The sequence below is a fragment of the Nocardia sp. XZ_19_231 genome (genome assembly GCF_015355705.1).
In the GTDB taxonomy this organism is placed as follows: domain Bacteria; phylum Actinomycetota; class Actinomycetes; order Mycobacteriales; family Mycobacteriaceae; genus Nocardia; species Nocardia salmonicida.
This window is the reverse complement of record NZ_JACUZI010000011.1, coordinates 61,721-76,603: the sequence shown is the minus strand read 5'-3', so window position 1 is coordinate 76,603 and position 14,883 is coordinate 61,721. Positions and strand designations below refer to the sequence as shown.

At 67.6% G+C, this 14,883-nt stretch carries 17 protein-coding genes and 2 tRNA genes; 7 read left to right on the top strand and 12 right to left on the bottom strand.

The features are described 5' to 3' along the window. Positions 1-9: 9 nt before the first annotated feature. Together IBJ82_RS31390 and IBJ82_RS31385 are read left to right on the top strand one after the other, a co-directional pair. Positions 10-816 carry an alpha/beta fold hydrolase gene (locus tag IBJ82_RS31390; RefSeq protein ID WP_194829594.1) on the top strand — a complete coding sequence of 269 codons (807 nt, stop codon included), beginning with the start codon at positions 10-12 and terminating at the stop codon, positions 814-816. 23 nt (positions 817-839) lie between these two features. Next, complete coding sequence (locus tag IBJ82_RS31385; protein ID WP_194829593.1) at positions 840-977, top strand: hypothetical protein; 138 nt, start codon at positions 840-842, stop codon at positions 975-977. Positions 978-989: 12 nt separating this feature from the next. On the opposite strand, the gene IBJ82_RS31380 is transcribed toward IBJ82_RS31385, so the two are convergent. After that, positions 990-1,886, bottom strand: coding sequence for a LysR family transcriptional regulator ArgP (locus IBJ82_RS31380; RefSeq protein WP_194829592.1), 897 nt, complete (start codon positions 1,884-1,886; stop codon positions 990-992). A 71-nt stretch (positions 1,887-1,957) separates the two neighbouring features. Here IBJ82_RS31380 and IBJ82_RS31375 point away from each other — a divergent pair, with 71 nt between their 5' ends. After that, positions 1,958-2,578, top strand: a complete 621-nt coding sequence (locus IBJ82_RS31375; protein ID WP_370585564.1) for a LysE/ArgO family amino acid transporter — start codon at positions 1,958-1,960, stop codon at positions 2,576-2,578. A gap of 10 nt (positions 2,579-2,588) precedes the next feature. On the opposite strand, the gene IBJ82_RS31370 is transcribed toward IBJ82_RS31375, so the two are convergent. Then, complete coding sequence (locus tag IBJ82_RS31370; RefSeq protein ID WP_194829591.1) at positions 2,589-2,927, bottom strand: hypothetical protein; 339 nt, start codon at positions 2,925-2,927, stop codon at positions 2,589-2,591. A 117-nt stretch (positions 2,928-3,044) separates the two neighbouring features. Then, on the bottom strand, positions 3,045-3,677 hold the full coding sequence (locus IBJ82_RS31365; RefSeq protein WP_194829590.1) for a transglycosylase SLT domain-containing protein: 633 nt from the start codon (positions 3,675-3,677) through the stop codon (positions 3,045-3,047). Positions 3,678-4,313: 636 nt separating this feature from the next. On the opposite strand from IBJ82_RS31365, the gene IBJ82_RS31360 reads away from it, so the two are divergent. Next, a complete protein-coding gene (locus IBJ82_RS31360; protein ID WP_194829589.1) occupies positions 4,314-4,805 on the top strand; it encodes an SRPBCC family protein in 492 nt (163 codons plus the stop codon). On the opposite strand, the gene IBJ82_RS31355 is transcribed toward IBJ82_RS31360, so the two are convergent. Beyond that, positions 4,772-5,368 (bottom strand): TetR/AcrR family transcriptional regulator, encoded by a 597-nt coding sequence (locus tag IBJ82_RS31355; RefSeq protein WP_194829588.1) that lies wholly within the window; start codon positions 5,366-5,368, stop codon positions 4,772-4,774. The two genes, IBJ82_RS31360 and IBJ82_RS31355, sit on opposite strands and share 34 nt — an antisense overlap. A 136-nt stretch (positions 5,369-5,504) precedes the next feature. After that, positions 5,505-5,580: transfer RNA gene (locus tag IBJ82_RS31350), tRNA-Lys, on the bottom strand. 316 nt (positions 5,581-5,896) lie between these two features. On the opposite strand from IBJ82_RS31350, the gene IBJ82_RS31345 reads away from it, so the two are divergent. Next, complete coding sequence (locus IBJ82_RS31345; protein ID WP_194829587.1) at positions 5,897-7,105, top strand: Ig-like domain-containing protein; 1,209 nt, start codon at positions 5,897-5,899, stop codon at positions 7,103-7,105. A gap of 70 nt (positions 7,106-7,175) precedes the next feature. Here the strand turns inward: IBJ82_RS31345 and IBJ82_RS31340 are convergent, their stop codons facing one another. Together IBJ82_RS31340 and IBJ82_RS31335 are read right to left on the bottom strand one after the other, a co-directional pair. Next, positions 7,176-7,517 (bottom strand): hypothetical protein, encoded by a 342-nt coding sequence (locus IBJ82_RS31340; RefSeq protein WP_194829586.1) that lies wholly within the window; start codon positions 7,515-7,517, stop codon positions 7,176-7,178. Between the two features lie 109 nt (positions 7,518-7,626). Beyond that, positions 7,627-7,797 (bottom strand): hypothetical protein, encoded by a 171-nt coding sequence (locus IBJ82_RS31335; RefSeq protein WP_165610186.1) that lies wholly within the window; start codon positions 7,795-7,797, stop codon positions 7,627-7,629. Between the two features lie 25 nt (positions 7,798-7,822). Here IBJ82_RS31335 and IBJ82_RS31330 point away from each other — a divergent pair, with 25 nt between their 5' ends. Beyond that, on the top strand, positions 7,823-8,374 hold the full coding sequence (locus IBJ82_RS31330; protein ID WP_194829585.1) for a CGNR zinc finger domain-containing protein: 552 nt from the start codon (positions 7,823-7,825) through the stop codon (positions 8,372-8,374). Positions 8,375-8,468: 94 nt separating this feature from the next. Here the strand turns inward: IBJ82_RS31330 and IBJ82_RS31325 are convergent, their stop codons facing one another. The 3 genes from IBJ82_RS31325 to orn form a co-directional block, all read right to left on the bottom strand. Then, entirely contained in the window at positions 8,469-9,779 is a 1,311-nt protein-coding gene (locus IBJ82_RS31325) for an FAD-binding oxidoreductase (RefSeq protein WP_194829584.1), read from the bottom strand. A gap of 88 nt (positions 9,780-9,867) precedes the next feature. Continuing rightward, a tRNA-His gene (locus tag IBJ82_RS31320) sits at positions 9,868-9,940 on the bottom strand. A 55-nt stretch (positions 9,941-9,995) separates the two neighbouring features. Further along, on the bottom strand, positions 9,996-10,634 hold the full coding sequence (orn, locus tag IBJ82_RS31315; protein ID WP_062985152.1) for an oligoribonuclease: 639 nt from the start codon (positions 10,632-10,634) through the stop codon (positions 9,996-9,998). 197 nt (positions 10,635-10,831) lie between these two features. Between orn and IBJ82_RS31310 the strand changes: the two genes are divergently transcribed. Further along, complete coding sequence (locus IBJ82_RS31310) at positions 10,832-12,520, top strand: helicase HerA-like domain-containing protein (protein ID WP_194829583.1); 1,689 nt, start codon at positions 10,832-10,834, stop codon at positions 12,518-12,520. A 43-nt stretch (positions 12,521-12,563) separates the two neighbouring features. Here the strand turns inward: IBJ82_RS31310 and IBJ82_RS31305 are convergent, their stop codons facing one another. Beyond that, on the bottom strand, positions 12,564-13,871 hold the full coding sequence (locus tag IBJ82_RS31305; RefSeq protein ID WP_194829582.1) for a diaminopimelate decarboxylase: 1,308 nt from the start codon (positions 13,869-13,871) through the stop codon (positions 12,564-12,566). Between the two features lie 156 nt (positions 13,872-14,027). Continuing rightward, positions 14,028-14,831, bottom strand: coding sequence for a mycolate reductase (gene cmrA / locus IBJ82_RS31300; protein ID WP_194829581.1), 804 nt, complete (start codon positions 14,829-14,831; stop codon positions 14,028-14,030). Between the last annotated feature and the right edge of the window lie 52 nt (positions 14,832-14,883).

The following is a 14,883-nucleotide window of genomic DNA, read 5'->3' as shown; positions in this document are numbered from 1 at the left end:
GTTTGAGATATGCCCATCGCCTCGCTCAACGGCATTCAGCTCAGCTACGACGTCACCGGTTCGGGACCTCTTGTCCTGCTCGTGATGGGTAGTGGAAGTCCTGGACGTGTCTGGCGCACCTATCAGGTGCCTGCCCTGGTCAAGGCGGGGTTCACCGTCGCCACTGTCGACAACCGGGGGATCGCGCCGTCGTCGGAGTCGGCTGCCGGGATCACCATGGCGCAACTGGTCGGCGATACCGCCGCGCTGATCGAGCACCTCGGTGCCCCGGCGCATGTGGTCGGTACCTCGATGGGGTCGCGGATCGTCGCCGAACTCGCGCTGGTTCGACCGGAGTTGCTGCGCAAGGCAGTGATGTTCGCCGCTACCGCGCGTCCGCATCCGGTGACGAGCACGCTCAGCAAGGGCGAGCAGGCGTTGTTCGACAAGGGAATTCAGTTGCCGCCGGAGTACGCGGCGGCGGTCAAGGCGATGGTGAATCTGTCGCCGCACACCCTGGCCGATCCGGCCAAGGCCCAGGAGTGGCTCGACATCTTCGAATTCACTTCGGGGAAGGGAACTCCCGGCACTCGGGCGCAAGCGGGGATGGATCGGTCGCAGGATCGGCGGGCGGCCTATCGGGCGATCTCGGTGCCCAGCTTGGTGGTCGGATTCGCCGATGATCAGATGGTGCCGCCGCGGTTCTGCCGGGAGGTCGCCGAGGCGATCCCGACGGCCGCCTATACCGAGATCGAGCGGTGCGGGCACTACGGGTATCTGGAGCGGCCCGATGAGGTCAATCGGATCCTCATCGAATTCCTCTCCGCCGCTCGATAATTCACGACTCACAAGGATCTGTCATGAACGATTCGTCGAACTGCCCCGCCTGCGACAACGAGTACACCTACAAGGAGATGAACGGAACGTGGGTGTGTACCAACTGCGCCAATCAGTGGGGGCTGCGAGTGGTTCCGGATCTCGACGAGACGCCCAGCTGACGTGACGGGTATCTAGCCCGGCATCGTCAGTGCCGATGCCGCGGCCGCGCCGATCGCGGCGGCGACCGCAGCGAGCGCGGGGGAGTGCAGTTTCCACTGCTGCCAGTACAGCGGGACATCGATGTGGGAGTCGCCGTCGATGTTCACCAACGTGCCTGCGGTGCGGTCTCTCTCGATTTGCAGGTCGGGCAGCATGCCCCAGCCGAGTCCGAGCCGCACCGCATCGGCGAACGCGCTCGACGACGGCACGTAATGACCGGGCGGGTCGACCCGGCGACGGGTGCGGCGGCGCAGTTGGCGGAGCTGGAGGTCGTCCTTGCGGTCGAAGTGCACCACCGGCGCGTGGGTGTAGGCGGCCGGGGTCGGGCCGTCGGGGAACCAGGTACGGACGAACTGCGGTGTCGCGGTCGGGCGGTAGCGCATCGCGCCCAGCGGAGTGACGGTGCAGCCCTGTACCGGCGTCGCGGTCGCGGTGATCGCGGCCGTCACCGTGCCGTCGCGCAGCAACCGGGTGGTGTGTTCCTCGTCTTCACGGTGCAGGTCGAAGGTGATCCCGGCGGGCACGCGCGCGAGCGCGGGCACCACCCACGATTCGAGGGAGTCGGCGTTGACGGCGATCGGGATGCGGATCGGCCGGTCGGCGGGGCGGTCGGCATCGCCGAGTTCGCGCGCGGTGTCGCCGGCGAGCAACTCCACCTGCCTGGCCAGACGCAGCACCGCGAGCCCGGATTCGGTGGGGCGCACCGGTTTCGAGCGTTGCACGAGCACGCGCCCCGCTGATTCCTCCAGTGCCTTGATCCGCTGACTGATCGCCGACGGGGTGAGGTCGAGTCGGCGCGCGGCCGCGTCGAAGGTGCCCTCGGTGAGGACGGCGTTGAGCGCGCGCAACTGGTCCAACTGGAGATCCACGTAAGTTACTCTAATGGTTGTTAAGAATCATTAGCTGGACTGAAGGTGGATGGGCTCTTAGCGTCGATGGTGTGACGGCATCATCGGCGGCACTGGCCGCCCTCTCCGGATTGGGCTTCGGGCTCTCGCTCATCGTGGCGATCGGCGCGCAGAACGCGTTCGTGCTGCGCCAAGGGGTGCGTGGGCAGCACGTGCTGCCGGTGATCGCGGTGTGCGCGGTGTCCGACATCGTGTTGATCGGCGCGGGAGTGGCCGGGTTCGGCACGGTCGTCGAGTCGTTTCCGGCGGTTCTGACCGTTGCCAGGTACGCGGGGGCGGCCTTTCTGGTCGGCTACGCGCTGCTGGCGGTTCGTCGCGCCCTCGGTTCGTCGACCCTGATCGCCGAAGCGGCGGGCGCCTCGGTGGCCGTCGGCGCCTCCGTGCTCACCTGTCTGGCGCTGACCTGGCTCAATCCGCACGTGTACCTGGACACACTGGTCCTGCTCGGCTCCTTCGCCAGCACCTACGCGACGCCCGACCGCTGGTTCCTCGCCGCGGGCGCCATGCTCGCCAGCGTCGTCTGGTTCGCCGCCCTCGGCTACGGTGCGCGCCGGCTCGGTCCGCTCTTCGCGCGCCCGATCGCGTGGCGGGTCCTGGATTCACTGATCGCCCTGGTCATGCTCGCGCTGGCCATCGGGCTGCTGCTCGCCTGAGGTGCGAGCGCTAGGACTCCCACGGCTTCACCGGGGGCTTGACCCACAGCAGTTTCTCGTCGGCGTGGGTGCGCACCGCGGCGGCGTGCTCGGGGTTGCGGGCTGCCCAGGCGTCCTTCTGGTCGAGCAGGTCGGCGACCACCTGCCAGGTCTCGCCGGTGCTCGGCGGGTTGGTGTCGGCGGCCCGGGCCAGCTTGCGCAGGGTGGTCGTGGGCAGGGCGAGCAGTTCGGCGCTGCGGATATCGCGCGACCAGGCGTAGGCGGCCATGCGGCGGGCCTTGGCGACGCGGCTGGCGGTAGCCGCGTCGGAATGCGCGTGATCGGATGCCTGATCGGCGCTGTCTGGCACGACGGTGATTCTACGACGAAACGCCCGCGCTCCGGTCGGCGATGACCGGGGCGCGGGCGTTCACCCGTCAGGCAGTTCAGAAGGCGCTGTCGACGTCGAGCGCCTGGTGACGGTGGATCAGTACGCGCTGTTGACGTTGTCCATCGAGCCGTAGCGGTTGGCCGCGTAGTTGCAGGCCGCGACGATGTTGGACACCGGGTTCCAGACGTCGAAGGGGGTGCCCTCGACGTGGAAGGAGGCGAAGGTGGGGTCGATCACCTGGAGCAGGCCCTTGGAGGGGATGCCATTGATCGCGTTGATGTCCCAGAGGTTGATCGCCTGGGGGTTACCGGTCGACTCGCGCATGATGTTGCGGTGGATGCCCTCGTAGGAGCCGGGGATGCCCTTCGCCGCCATGATGTCGAGCGCCTCACGGATCCAGCCGTCGAGGTTGTTCTCGTAGGCGCGGGGGGCCGGTGCGGGCTCGGGCATCGGGGCCGGAGCGGCCTCGGGGGCCGGTGCGGGGGCAGGGATGGCTTCCGGCGCGGGCGCCGGGGCAGGGATGGCCTGGATGGCAGGTGCGGCGGCAGCGGGGATGTTCTCCGCCTGCTCGACGACCATGGCGGCACGCTCGGGAACGCTGTCGTCGGCGAACGAGACGGCGGAGGACGCGGCTACGGCGACCAGACCGACCGCGGCGACTGCCACGGTGAACGCCTCACGGCGCGAGCGACGGCCGATAACGGTGCTGAGCTTGTCTTTGTTGAGCATTGCTTTTCTGTTCCTTCATCTCTGTCTGGCGACGCAGGCCCTGGAGTAGGGCGCGATGGATCGCGCAGCGCGCACGGGAGTACACGCCGGTCAGGCGATGCGTTGTTTCTGTCTGTGTATGGGAAGGTGCGACACTGTCGGGGGACGAACGCTCGATGGCAGTTCATCGCTGGCGCCGCACGGTGCTCCACAGCTGGCTGCGGGGAGACCACGCGCTGTTCGGTGCTATCGGAGGTTGGATACTTCCGGGCTAACCAAACCGCAGGTCCGTTTGTGACCTGATGACAGAATGGTCACGACGGGTTAACGCAAGGTAAACGAAACCTGAACAGCAAACGTTGCCGATCTTGGTTCATTGCCGGGCAGTTGCAGAATCGTTATGTATGCAGGAGGTTTACGAGCCTGATCTGCGTGGCGGCCGTCACAAAAAAAGTTTGCCCGAATCAGGTTTCGCGGGGGTTTACGCAGCTCGGGGCAGTTCGAATCGGGGCCTGAGCGCACTAGCACGGCTTTGTCCATGGCGGTCCGATAACGAGACCGTGACCGTTGTCCGGCAGGCGGTCGAGGGGGAGATAGGCCTGGACGCGCTCCGTACGCATGCGTATGGTTGGCGGACGGTTGCTGAGAGGTCGGATCATGATCGAGAACATCCACGAGCGAACGATCGGTGCGCCCGCCGCGCAGGTCGGCGAGCTGATCGACAAGGTCGCTATCGCGGGCAATGCGTTGTGGCCGAGCCCCGCCTGGCCGCCACTCGAGCTGGACGGACCGTTGGCCGCGGGCGCGGCGGGCGGCCACGGCTCTGTGCCGTACACCTGCACCGCCTATCGCCCAGGTGAGTTCGTCGAGTTCACTTTCGCGCCGGGATTCATGCTGGACGGCACCCATGTTTTCGAGGTGATCGACCAGGGTGCGGTCAGTTCCCTGCGCCACGTGATCCGCGCCGAGACGAGGGGTTTGTCAGGTTTGCTCGGCTGGCATCTGGCTGTTCGCCCACTGCACGACGCGCTGCTGGAAGAGCTGCTGGACAACGCGGAGACTGCCGTCGGCACCCCGCCCGAGCCGTATCGCCGGCCGATGCGGGCTCGGCTGCTCTACTGGGTCTCGCTGCGTCTCGGGCTCGACTGATCGGACTCGAGCAGCCGTCCGACGATGTCGTCCACCAGTTCGCCGGTTGCGGGCAAGGTCTCGGGTGCGACACGTGCCAGCTGGTTGATGCCGTGATAAATGCCGACGGCCACCGTCGCCCGCGTACTCGCTTGCGCCGCGGGCACCGCGAGCAGCCGTAACTGGGCGGCCACGTACTCGATCCGCCGCGCCGCGACCCGTCGCATGGCGTCTGCCACCACGGGCTGGTCGATGGCGGCCAGCAGGGCGAGTTCTTCCCTACCCTCGGTCGCGTACTCGATGACTTCGGTGAACAGCAGGCGCAACCGCTCGACGGGGTCCGACAGCTCGTCGAGCCGGGCGATCACCTCGTCGGTGCCCAGCTGTTCCCATCGCGCCAGCACTGCGTCGACGAGGGCGCCGCGGTCTTTGAAGTGCCAGTAGAAACTGCCCTTGGTGGCTCCCAAGCGCTTCGCCAGCGGTTCCACGGCGACCCCGGTGAGCCCGCTCTCGCCGAGCGCCACGATCGCGGCGATGACCCAGTCCTCGGCGTTGAGCCTGCGGGACGGCTTCCCTGTCGACATCACCGCCGTACGCTACCGAATGGTCGTGCTGGGTGTCGGCCTCGATGCGCGGGTAGCGAACTATTGGTAACGGTCCGATCCGGTAGCCGAAACAAACGAGGCCCTTGACCGTGTTACCTGGTCAAGGGCCTCGTTGTGGTGCGCCATCAGGGACTTGAACCCCGAACCCGCTGATTAAGAGTCAGCTGCTCTGCCAATTGAGCTAATGGCGCGTGTTTTTGTTCTTTGCCCCGTCTCCGGTGCGGAACAAACATTAGCAGGCGGTGGGGCGGAAAGTGAAATCGGGCGCTGACCAGCAACAATGCCGCATACTGGGCGTTGTTAACACCGACGACCTCCGCACGTATCTAACGATTGTGACTTGGTCGTGTCGCGGGGGCTTTCCCGTTGGTACCGGCCGGAATAGCTGGCAGAATGGGCGAGACGTCGAGTTCGTAACGCCCCCCGCCTACACGGATGGCTCTAGCGATTCGGGTCGGTGGGATCTGCGGCGCACTGTAATCGCGTCGGTACGGAAACGGGGTTGACATGGGTAAGAAGCGGGGGCGACCTCGGTCGCTACGGACGATCGTTCCGGTGGTGCTGTTGGCGGTGTTCGCGCTCGGCGCGTCGGCGTGCTCGGCCGCGGAGGGCACCGGGGTGGAGGTAGCGATCGATCGCAACCCCCTCGCCGAGCTCATCAAGCCGAAGCTGGTCTCGACCATCAAGGACGGGCAGGTCGGCGTCTCGCCCGGCATGCCGATGGCCTTCCAGGTCGAGGACGGCAAGTTCACCGACGTCACGCTGACCAATCAGCAGGGCACCGCGGTCGCGGGTCAGCTGGCAGCGGACGGGCGTTCCTGGTCGACCGCCGAGGTGCTCGGCTACGGCAAGACCTACAAGCTCACCGCCGCGGCCATCGGGCTCGGTGGCGCGAACTCCTCGACGCTGAGCTTCACCACCAGCTCGCCGAAGAGCCAGACCAAGCCGTACCTGCTGCCCGGCGAGGGTGAGGTGGTCGGTATCGGTCAGCCGGTGGCGATCCAGTTCGACGAGAACATCCCCGACCGTCGTGCCGTGCAAGAGGCCATCAAGATCACCACCGAGCCTGCTGTCGAGGGTGCCTTCTACTGGGTGAACAATCGCGAAGTGCGTTGGCGCCCAGAGCATTACTGGGCACCGGGTACCAAGGTGACCATCGATGTGAACGTCTACGGCAAAGACCTGGGCAAGGGCCTGTACGGCCAGGACAACCTCCATTCGTTCTTCACCATCGGTGACGCGGTGGTCTTCACCGCCGACGACAACACCAAGCAGGTGGTGGTCGAGAAGAACGGTCAGGTGATCATGACCATGCCCACCTCGATGGGTAAGGACAGCACGCCCACCGACAACGGCGTCTACATCGTCAGCGACCGGCACGAGAAGATCGTCATGGACTCCTCGACCTACGGTGTGGCGGTGAACTCGTCCGACGGGTACCGCACGCCGGTCGATTACGCGACGCGAATCTCCTACAGCGGCATCTTCTTCCACTCGGCGCCGTGGTCGGTCGGGCAGCAGGGCTACTCCAACGCGAGCCACGGCTGCCTGAATCTCAGTCCGGCGAACGCGCGCTGGGTGTACGAGAACGCCAAGCGTGGCGACATCACCGTGATCAAGAACACGGTCGGCGGCACCCTGTCCGGTGTCGACGGGCTGGGTGACTGGAACATCGCGTGGCCGGAATGGAAGGCGGGCAACGCCGACGCTCCGTAGTCGCGCAACGCACGAACAACGAAGGGGCACCGGAAGTTTCCGGTGCCCCTTCGTTGTGTCCGTGACTGTCTCAGCGCGGGGTGGGGAGCTGGCTGCAGTCCATCATCGCCTCGCCCGCGACGGCGAGCGCGCTGCCGAGGGCGCCGCACAGGATGCGTCCGCCGAACAGCATGCGGTCGAGGTTGGGTAGGCCGGCCGAGCCGGTGCCGGAGGACCCGGTGGTCTCGAGGCCGGTGGTGGAGCCACTCTGCGCCGAACCGGATTCGGGCTGATCGCTCGGCAGGCCGAAGTCGCCGATCTGGGTCTCCGCCGCGAAGTCGGTGAGGGGCAGGCCGGGCGAGGCTGTCGCGGTACCTGCGACGGGGCCGAGCACGGTGGCGGCGAGGATGGCGACGACGGTGGAACGCTTCATCAAGGGGTCTTTCCGGTCGAGCGCTGACGCGATGGCGAGATCTGCCCCACATCTGGGCAGCGGTCCAAAGTGTAGCGGGCAAACGTGACCTTCGTCATGGTGGTGCGGGTTATCCGGCCTCGGCGAGGTCGGGTTCGTCGCGATGGATCTCGGACGCGACGCTCAGGTGGTCGACGACCACTCTGCGGGCGCCGCAGCGGCAGCGCTGATAGGCCACGAGGCCCTCGCTGGTCCGGTGGCGCGACTCGATCTGCCAGGTGTGTGCGGGGTGGCTGCTCATGGTTCGAGTCTGATGTAATGGCATTGTGCATTACAACCATTACGGCCGGGAGCCGGTGCTGCTGGGCGTCGGTTTGCTCAACGATCCGTGTGCGAGCGCCGCGGAGTTGGCGCGGCGCTGTGTGGACGCCGGTTTGGTGCTCAGTGCGCCGGTGTCCGAGGGTGATCTCGCGGCGGTGACGGCCTTTCTGGGGCGTTGGCGCGGGGTGGTGGAGTGCGCGGACCGCGCCGAGCGGGCGGAGCTGCTCAATGTGTTGTTGGCCGAGTACGCGTCTCCGCCTCGCCTGACCGACCATGTGGGCGACGGCTGGCATCTGCACTTCCGTGATCCCGGGGTGGCGACGGATCGTCAGATCGCCGCGTTGATCACCGTCGGCACCGCACTGCACCTGACCGGGCTCGGGATGGACCGCCTCGGCGCCTGCGCGGCGGACGGTTGCTCGCAGGTGTACGCCGACACCTCGCGCAACGGCAGGCAACGGTTCTGCAGCCCGGCCTGTGCGAACCGGTCCGCGGTTCGAAGGCACCGAGCAAGCCGAGTGGTCGCCGACGGCCGTGCCGCCGAGGTCGGGCCCTAGCCGCAAATCCCTGTTCGTCGCACGCGACGATCTGAGCCGAGTCCGTGGTGGCGGGGGCGTGCCGCCAGGAGGACTCGGCTCGCGCCGCGGTTCGTCAGCCTTGAACGGGAAAATTGGCGCGCAAGATGTTTCGGGGGTCGCGGGCCTGCTTGATCTCGCGCAGGCGGGTCAGCGTGGCCGTGTCGAAGGCGGCTTCAGCGGATTCGCCGGGGGCGAGGAAGGTGTACGGCTTCCTGCCGGTGATGTGGGTGCCCAGGTCGTCGACGATCGTGGCGAAGGCGGTCTTGACGTCGTCGATGAGGTGCGGAAGGCCGAGGCCGAGTAGATACAGGGCGTAGGGCTCGGTGACGGGGCCGCGGGCGCCGTGTTCGCGGGTGGTGTCGGCGAGAGCGCCGCCGAGGCCGCGGATCTGGATGTTGAGCAGGGGCGCCACCGGTGCGTCGATGAGCGTCTTGATGACCACGTCTCCCAGGTCGGTGAGGAGTTCGCCGCGCGACAGTGACGGGCCGGGCTCGGTGGGCTCGGCGGTGATGGTGCCGATCCGGTCGGGGGTCATGGTGGTGCGGGTGTCGGCGAGCACGCCGGTGACGGTGTCGAGGCGGCTGGTGAGCTCGCGGCCCCGCTCCTCCTCGCCGAGGTAGGCGAAGTCGATGGCGACAGTCGGTGCGGCGCCGGGGATCTGGTAGCGCTGCAGCCACACCGAGAGCTCCGGCGGTGCGTCGGTGGTCAGTTCGGTGAACACGTCGAACACGTCGCGGGTGCGCTCGGCCGACCAGCTCACCCGGCCGCCGTAGAGCTGTGGCAGTTCGAACAGGTCGATCTCGAGCGCGGTGACGATCGCGAAGTCGCCACCGCCGCCGCGCAGCGCCCAGAACAGCTCGGGATCGGAGTCGGCGCTCACCCGGCCGCGGCGGCCGTCGACGTCGACGATCTCGAAGGCCCGGACCGCCTGGGCCGCCCAACCGTGTTTGCGGGCCAGCCAGCCGAAGCCGCCGCCCAGGGTGTATCCGGTGACACCGACCACGGGGTTGCTGCCTGCAAGACCGCTCAGGCCGTGCGCGGCGGCGGCGGTCTGGACGGCGCCCCACTGGGCGCCGGAGCCGATGCGGGCCACCCGCTGGGTCGGGTCGACAGCAATGGTGTCGAGGCGGCCGGTGCGCACGAGGATCGCGTCGGCGATGTCGCCGGTCGCGCCGTGGCCGGTCGGCTGGGTGACCACGGTACGGCCCGCGCGGTTCGCGTAGCGCACGACGTTCGCGAGGTCGTCGGCGTCGGCGACCTCGACAACGGCGGCGACGGACTGGGCGATCGCGGTGTTCCAGGGGCGGGCGGCGACGTCGAAAGCGGTATCACCCGGCAGGAGAACGTTTCCCCGGATGTCGGTACGCAGATCGTTGATGCTCATAATCAGTAGACGACGCGGGGGCGGCGAGTGTGACATGTGTCCGGATAGCAAAGAAGGCCCGGTCCTGGGGACCGGGCCTTCTCTTCGGGGTGACCGACGGGACTCGAACCCGCGACATCCAGGATCACAACCTGGTGCTCTACCAACTGAACTACGGTCACCATCACCGGTGAATCACCGGCGCCGTCGATACTAGCGTGACTTTGGCGTCAGGCCCTAATCCGCTGGTAGGTGGCTCGAACCGGTGACATCCACGGCATCGGTGGCGGCCTGTGCGGCGGCGGCGATCTCGGTGGTGGTCGGTCCGGGCAGCGGCACGAACGCGGTACGACGGTAGTACTCGAGCTCGCGGATGGATTCCTTGATATCGGCCAGCGCGCGGTGGGCCAGGCCCTTCTCCGGCTGACCGAAGTAGATGCGCGGATACCAGCGCCTGCACAGTTCCTTGATCGAGCTCACGTCGACCATCCGGTAGTGCAGGTGCGCGTCGAGTTCGGGCATGTCGCGAGCGATGAAGCCGCGATCGGTGCCGATGGAGTTGCCGCACAGCGGCACCGTGCGCGCGGTGGGCGCGTACTCGCGGATGTAGTCGAGTACCTGCTGCTGGGCCTGCTCGAGGGTGACGGTGGAACGCCGAACCTCTTCGGTCAGACCGGATTTCGCGTGCATGGTGGCGACGACCGGTGGCATGCAGGCCAGGGCGGCGTCGTCGGCGTGGATGACGATGTCGACACCGTCACCGAGAATGTTGAGGTCGCTGTCGGTTACGAGCGCGGCGATCTCGATCAGCTTGTCGCTGTCGAGACGGAGCCCCGTCATTTCGCAATCCATCCAGACCAAGAGTTTGTCTGACACGGGAGTCACCCTAATGGTGGGTCCGTGAACCTGGTCGGCAGGTGTGTCGTGTGGGCGAGGCGCACGAGGTTTGCCGACGACATCGGCCGATGTCCGCGACCCTGGTGACCGGCCCGGATACAGTTTGCCTGGAATTGACCGCAGACGTTTCGAGCATTTCTTGCGTACGTGCCAGTGAGCAGACGGAGGACGCGCGAATGACCACCCCCCAGGAGAAGGCGGCAGCGGCACGCAAGGCGGCCGAAGACGCGGCACGGGTCGCCACCGAGGCGATGGCAGCCGCGGAGGCCGCCGAGCAGGAGGCCGCGGCGGCGAGCACGGAATCCGCCTCGAAGCCACCGTCGTCCGGCGAGCCGAGCGCATCCGGTGCGGCCGCGCAGATCGCCGAGGGCTACGCCTTCAGCGGACCCGCGTTGGAACTCGGCACGGTGATGGTCGACGGCACCGCCGATCCTGGTGCGCGCGTGCGTATTCCGCTGCGGATGATGAATCGGCACGGCCTCGTCGCGGGTGCGACCGGCACCGGCAAGACCAAGACCCTGCAGGGCATCGCCGAACACCTGTCCCGCGCGGGCGTTCCCGTGGTGATGGCCGACGTCAAGGGCGATCTGTCGGGCCTGAGCGAGCCCGGTGCCGACACCGAGAAGATCCGGGCGCGCGCGGCCGAGACCGGCGCGACCGACTGGGCTCCGGGAGCGTTCCCCACCGAGTTCGTCTCGCTCGGTACCGGGGGCATCGGGGTGCCGATCCGGGCGACGATCACCTCCTTCGGCCCGATCCTGCTCAGCAAGGTGCTCGGCCTCAACGACACCCAGGAATCGACGCTCGGCCTGATCTTCCACTGGGCCGATCAGCGCGGCCTCGCCCTGCTGGATCTGAAGGACCTGCGCGCGGTCATCACCCACCTGACCAGCCCCGAAGGCAAGGAAGACCTCAAGGGCATCGGTGGCGTGTCCTCGCAGACGGCCGGGGTGATCCTGCGGTCGCTGGTGAATCTGGAAGCCGAAGGAGGCGATACCTTCTTCGGCGAACCCGAACTCGACCCGGCCGATCTGCTGCGCACCGCGGGCGGGCTCGGTGTGATCACGCTGTTCGAGCTCGGTCAGCAGGCGGCGCGACCCGCGCTGTTCTCCACGTTCTTGATGTGGGTGCTGGCCGATCTGTTCCAGACGCTGCCCGAGGTGGGTGACGTCGACAAGCCGAAGCTCGTGTTCATCTTCGATGAGGCGCATCTGCTGTTCGCCGAGGCGTCCAAGGCATTTCTGCAGCAGGTTGAGCAGACGGTGAAGCTGATCCGCTCCAAGGGCGTCGGTGTGTTCTTCTGCACCCAGTTGCCCACCGACATCCCCAACGCGGTGCTCTCCCAGCTCGGCGCCCGCGTCCAGCACGCCTTGCGCGCCTTCACCCCTGACGATCAGAAGGCGCTGTCCAAGACGGTGCGCACCTACCCGAAGTCGTCGGTGTACGACCTCGAAGAGGCGTTGACCTCGCTCGGCACCGGTGAGGCGATCGTCACCGTGCTCTCCGAAACCGGTGCGCCCACACCCGTCGCCTGGACCAAGATCGCGCCGCCGCGCTCGCTGATGGACACCGTCGGCGACGAGGCGATCAAGTCCAAGGCGCTGTCGAGCGTGCTGCAGGGCAGGTACGGGCAGAGCGTCGACCGGGAATCGGCCTACGAGATGCTGCTGGCCAGCGTGGCGGCCGCCGAGCCCGCACCCGAATCCGCGCCGCCGACACCGGGGCGTTCGGCGTCGCAGCAGGAAGAGGACTCGGCCGCCGAGCGGATCATGGCCAACCCAGCGGTGAAGAGTTTCCTGCGTTCGGCGGCGAGTGCGGCCGGGCGCGAGATCAGCCGCAGTATTTTCGGCACCCGCCGCAGGTGATCGGCCGCGGTCCGTGATCCACGACGGGCCGCGTGTCGGCAAGTCAGTCCACGAGCTCACGCATCAGCAGGTCGGCGGTGGTCTCGCGGCGTAACAACTGCTTGGTGCGGCCGTCTGCGACGGCGACGATCGGTGGCCTGCCCGCGGTGCTGTAGGTCGTCGCCAGCCCGTGGTGGTAGGCGCCGGTGCACGGTAGAGCGAGCACTTCGCCGGGGTGCAGATCGGCGGGTAGACGCACCTCGGTGGCGATGAGCGCGCCGGACTCGCTGTGTTTGCCCGCGATGGACGCGGTCATCTGCGGGCCGGTCGGGTGTCGGTTGACCACGAGCGCGCCGCCGCCGTGTCCACGGCCCTGGCCGCCGCAGCCGCCGCCGTCGACGATCACGCGGGTGCCGCCGTCGGCGGTCTCGTTGACGGCGAGCACCCGATACAGGGTGACGCCCGCCCTGGCGACGATCGCGCGCCCGGGTTCCATCGCGAGTACAGGACGAGGGAAGCGGTGGCGCGCGCAACCGGCGTCCAGCGCATCGTCGAGGACATCGGCGAGTTCGCGCAGGTTCAGTTCCGCGTCGCCGCCGCGCAGGGCCACCGCGTGTCCGCCGCCGATGTCGAGGTGGGAGAGCAGCAAGCCGTATTCGTGGTCGATCCAGGACATCTCGCCGATCATCCGGCGGATCGCCTCGCCGTAGTGGTCGGGGTCGTGGATCTGCGAGCCGAGGTGGCAATGCAGGCCGACGAGTTGCAGGTTGCACCGGCCCGCGATCCGGGCGACCGCTGTCTCGAACGATCGACTGCCGAGCGGGAAGCCGAACTGGTCGGCACCGGGAACGTCGATGCCGGTCGCGACCCGGAGCAGCACCTGCTGCGGTTGGGTCGCCAAGGCAGTGAGCAGGGTGATCTCGGTGAGCGAGCCAACCACGACGCGGCCGACGCCGCAGCACACGGCGGTCTTCAGTTCGTCGAGGGTCTTGCCGTTGCCGTGCAACACGATCCGGCGCGGATCGATGCCTGCGGCGAGCGCGACCGACAACTCACCGCTCGAGCCCACTTGCACCGACAGACCCTCGTCGGCGACCCAGCGCGCCACCGCGCCGACCATCAACGCGGTGCCCGCGTAGACGATCTCGGCCTCGGGGAAATGCTTGCGGTAGGCGCGGCAGCGCTCGCGCACTTCGGCTTCGTCCACCACCTGGACCGGGGTGCCGAACTGGTCGGCGACATCGGCGAGCGCCACCGAGCCGAGGGTGATCCGGCCGTCGTAGTCGTAGTGGGTATCTGTCGGCCAGACCGCGGGATCGAGCCGCGGCACGGTGGTCGCGCGCAACGACGGGAAGATGTCGAGCAACGTCACTGTGGTCTCCTGAGGACGCCCCCGCATTTCGGAATGGCGGGGCATACTCCAGGATTACGCTCTGCGCGGCCCGCTGAACTCGGTGTTTACGGGTCCCTGACCGCCTACGAGCTCATCCTGACGGGTTGCTGACGGAGGCGACGCTTCAGGTGGTGCTCAGCTGCCCAGCTTCTTGTAGAACGCGCCCGCGATCGGGGCGGTGAACGAGCGGGGGCCGTAGTTGCCCGCGACGCTCATGCCCTTGCTGATCAAGCCGGGGACGATGCGCATCTTGTTGCGGGCCAACGCGTCGATGGAGACCTTGGCGGTGTATTCGGAGGAGACCCAGAGGAAATCGGGGACCATCCTGTCGACGATCGACTGGTCCTCGGGGGCGGGGGTCTCGGTGCGGACCGGGCCGGGAGCCAACAGGGTGACGTGCACGCCGGTGCCCTTGAGCTCGCCGCGCAGCGACTCCGAGAAGGTATTCGCGAACGCCTTCGACGCCGCGTAGGTCGCGTTGTTCGGGATCGGCATATTGCCCGCGGCCGAACCGCTGATCAGGATCCCACCCGCTTTGCGCTCGATCATGCCGGGCAGCACGGCCAGGGACAGGTCGTGCACGGCGGTGGCGTTGAGCTCCATCTGCATGCGCTCGTAGGCGAAGTCGAGCTCGGCGACCGGGCCGAAGGTCGCGATGCCCGCGTTGTTGCAGAGGACGGCGATATCGCGGGCCGCGAGCTCGCTGACGAGGCCGGCCCGCTGGGTGCGATCGGCCAGGTCGACGGCGCGGACCTCGGCGGTGATGCCGTGGGCCAGGGTCAGCCGCTGGGCCAGCTCGGTGAGGATCTCACCGCGGCGCGCGACCAGGATCAGCGAATAGCCGCGCCCGGCCAGTTCAGCGGCCAGCGCGGTGCCGATGCCGGAGGACGCGCCAGTGACGACGGCACGATTGTCTGCAGTGGGGGAGGGCAAGCTCACGAGGGGGAGCTTAAGGGATCGGCTCAGGCCGTGCGGTGCCCGCGTCGACGGG

What these genes read in the sequence shown, in the direction of transcription:
- IBJ82_RS31390 (WP_194829594.1), top strand. Translation starts at nt 10, where the DNA reads ATGCCCATCGCCTCGCTCAACGGCATTCAGCTCAGCTACGACGTCACC.
- IBJ82_RS31385 (WP_194829593.1), top strand. Translation starts at nt 840, where the DNA reads ATGAACGATTCGTCGAACTGCCCCGCCTGCGACAACGAGTACACCTAC.
- IBJ82_RS31365 (WP_194829590.1), bottom strand. Translation starts at nt 3,677, where the DNA reads ATGCTCAACAAAGACAAGCTCAGCACCGTTATCGGCCGTCGCTCGCGC.
- IBJ82_RS31360 (WP_194829589.1), top strand. Translation starts at nt 4,314, where the DNA reads ATGATCGAGAACATCCACGAGCGAACGATCGGTGCGCCCGCCGCGCAG.
- IBJ82_RS31355 (WP_194829588.1), bottom strand. Translation starts at nt 5,368, where the DNA reads ATGTCGACAGGGAAGCCGTCCCGCAGGCTCAACGCCGAGGACTGGGTC.
- IBJ82_RS31345 (WP_194829587.1), top strand. Translation starts at nt 5,897, where the DNA reads ATGGGTAAGAAGCGGGGGCGACCTCGGTCGCTACGGACGATCGTTCCG.
- IBJ82_RS31340 (WP_194829586.1), bottom strand. Translation starts at nt 7,517, where the DNA reads ATGAAGCGTTCCACCGTCGTCGCCATCCTCGCCGCCACCGTGCTCGGC.
- IBJ82_RS31335 (WP_165610186.1), bottom strand. Translation starts at nt 7,797, where the DNA reads ATGAGCAGCCACCCCGCACACACCTGGCAGATCGAGTCGCGCCACCGG.
- IBJ82_RS31325 (WP_194829584.1), bottom strand. Translation starts at nt 9,779, where the DNA reads ATGAGCATCAACGATCTGCGTACCGACATCCGGGGAAACGTTCTCCTG.
- IBJ82_RS31310 (WP_194829583.1), top strand. Translation starts at nt 10,832, where the DNA reads ATGACCACCCCCCAGGAGAAGGCGGCAGCGGCACGCAAGGCGGCCGAA.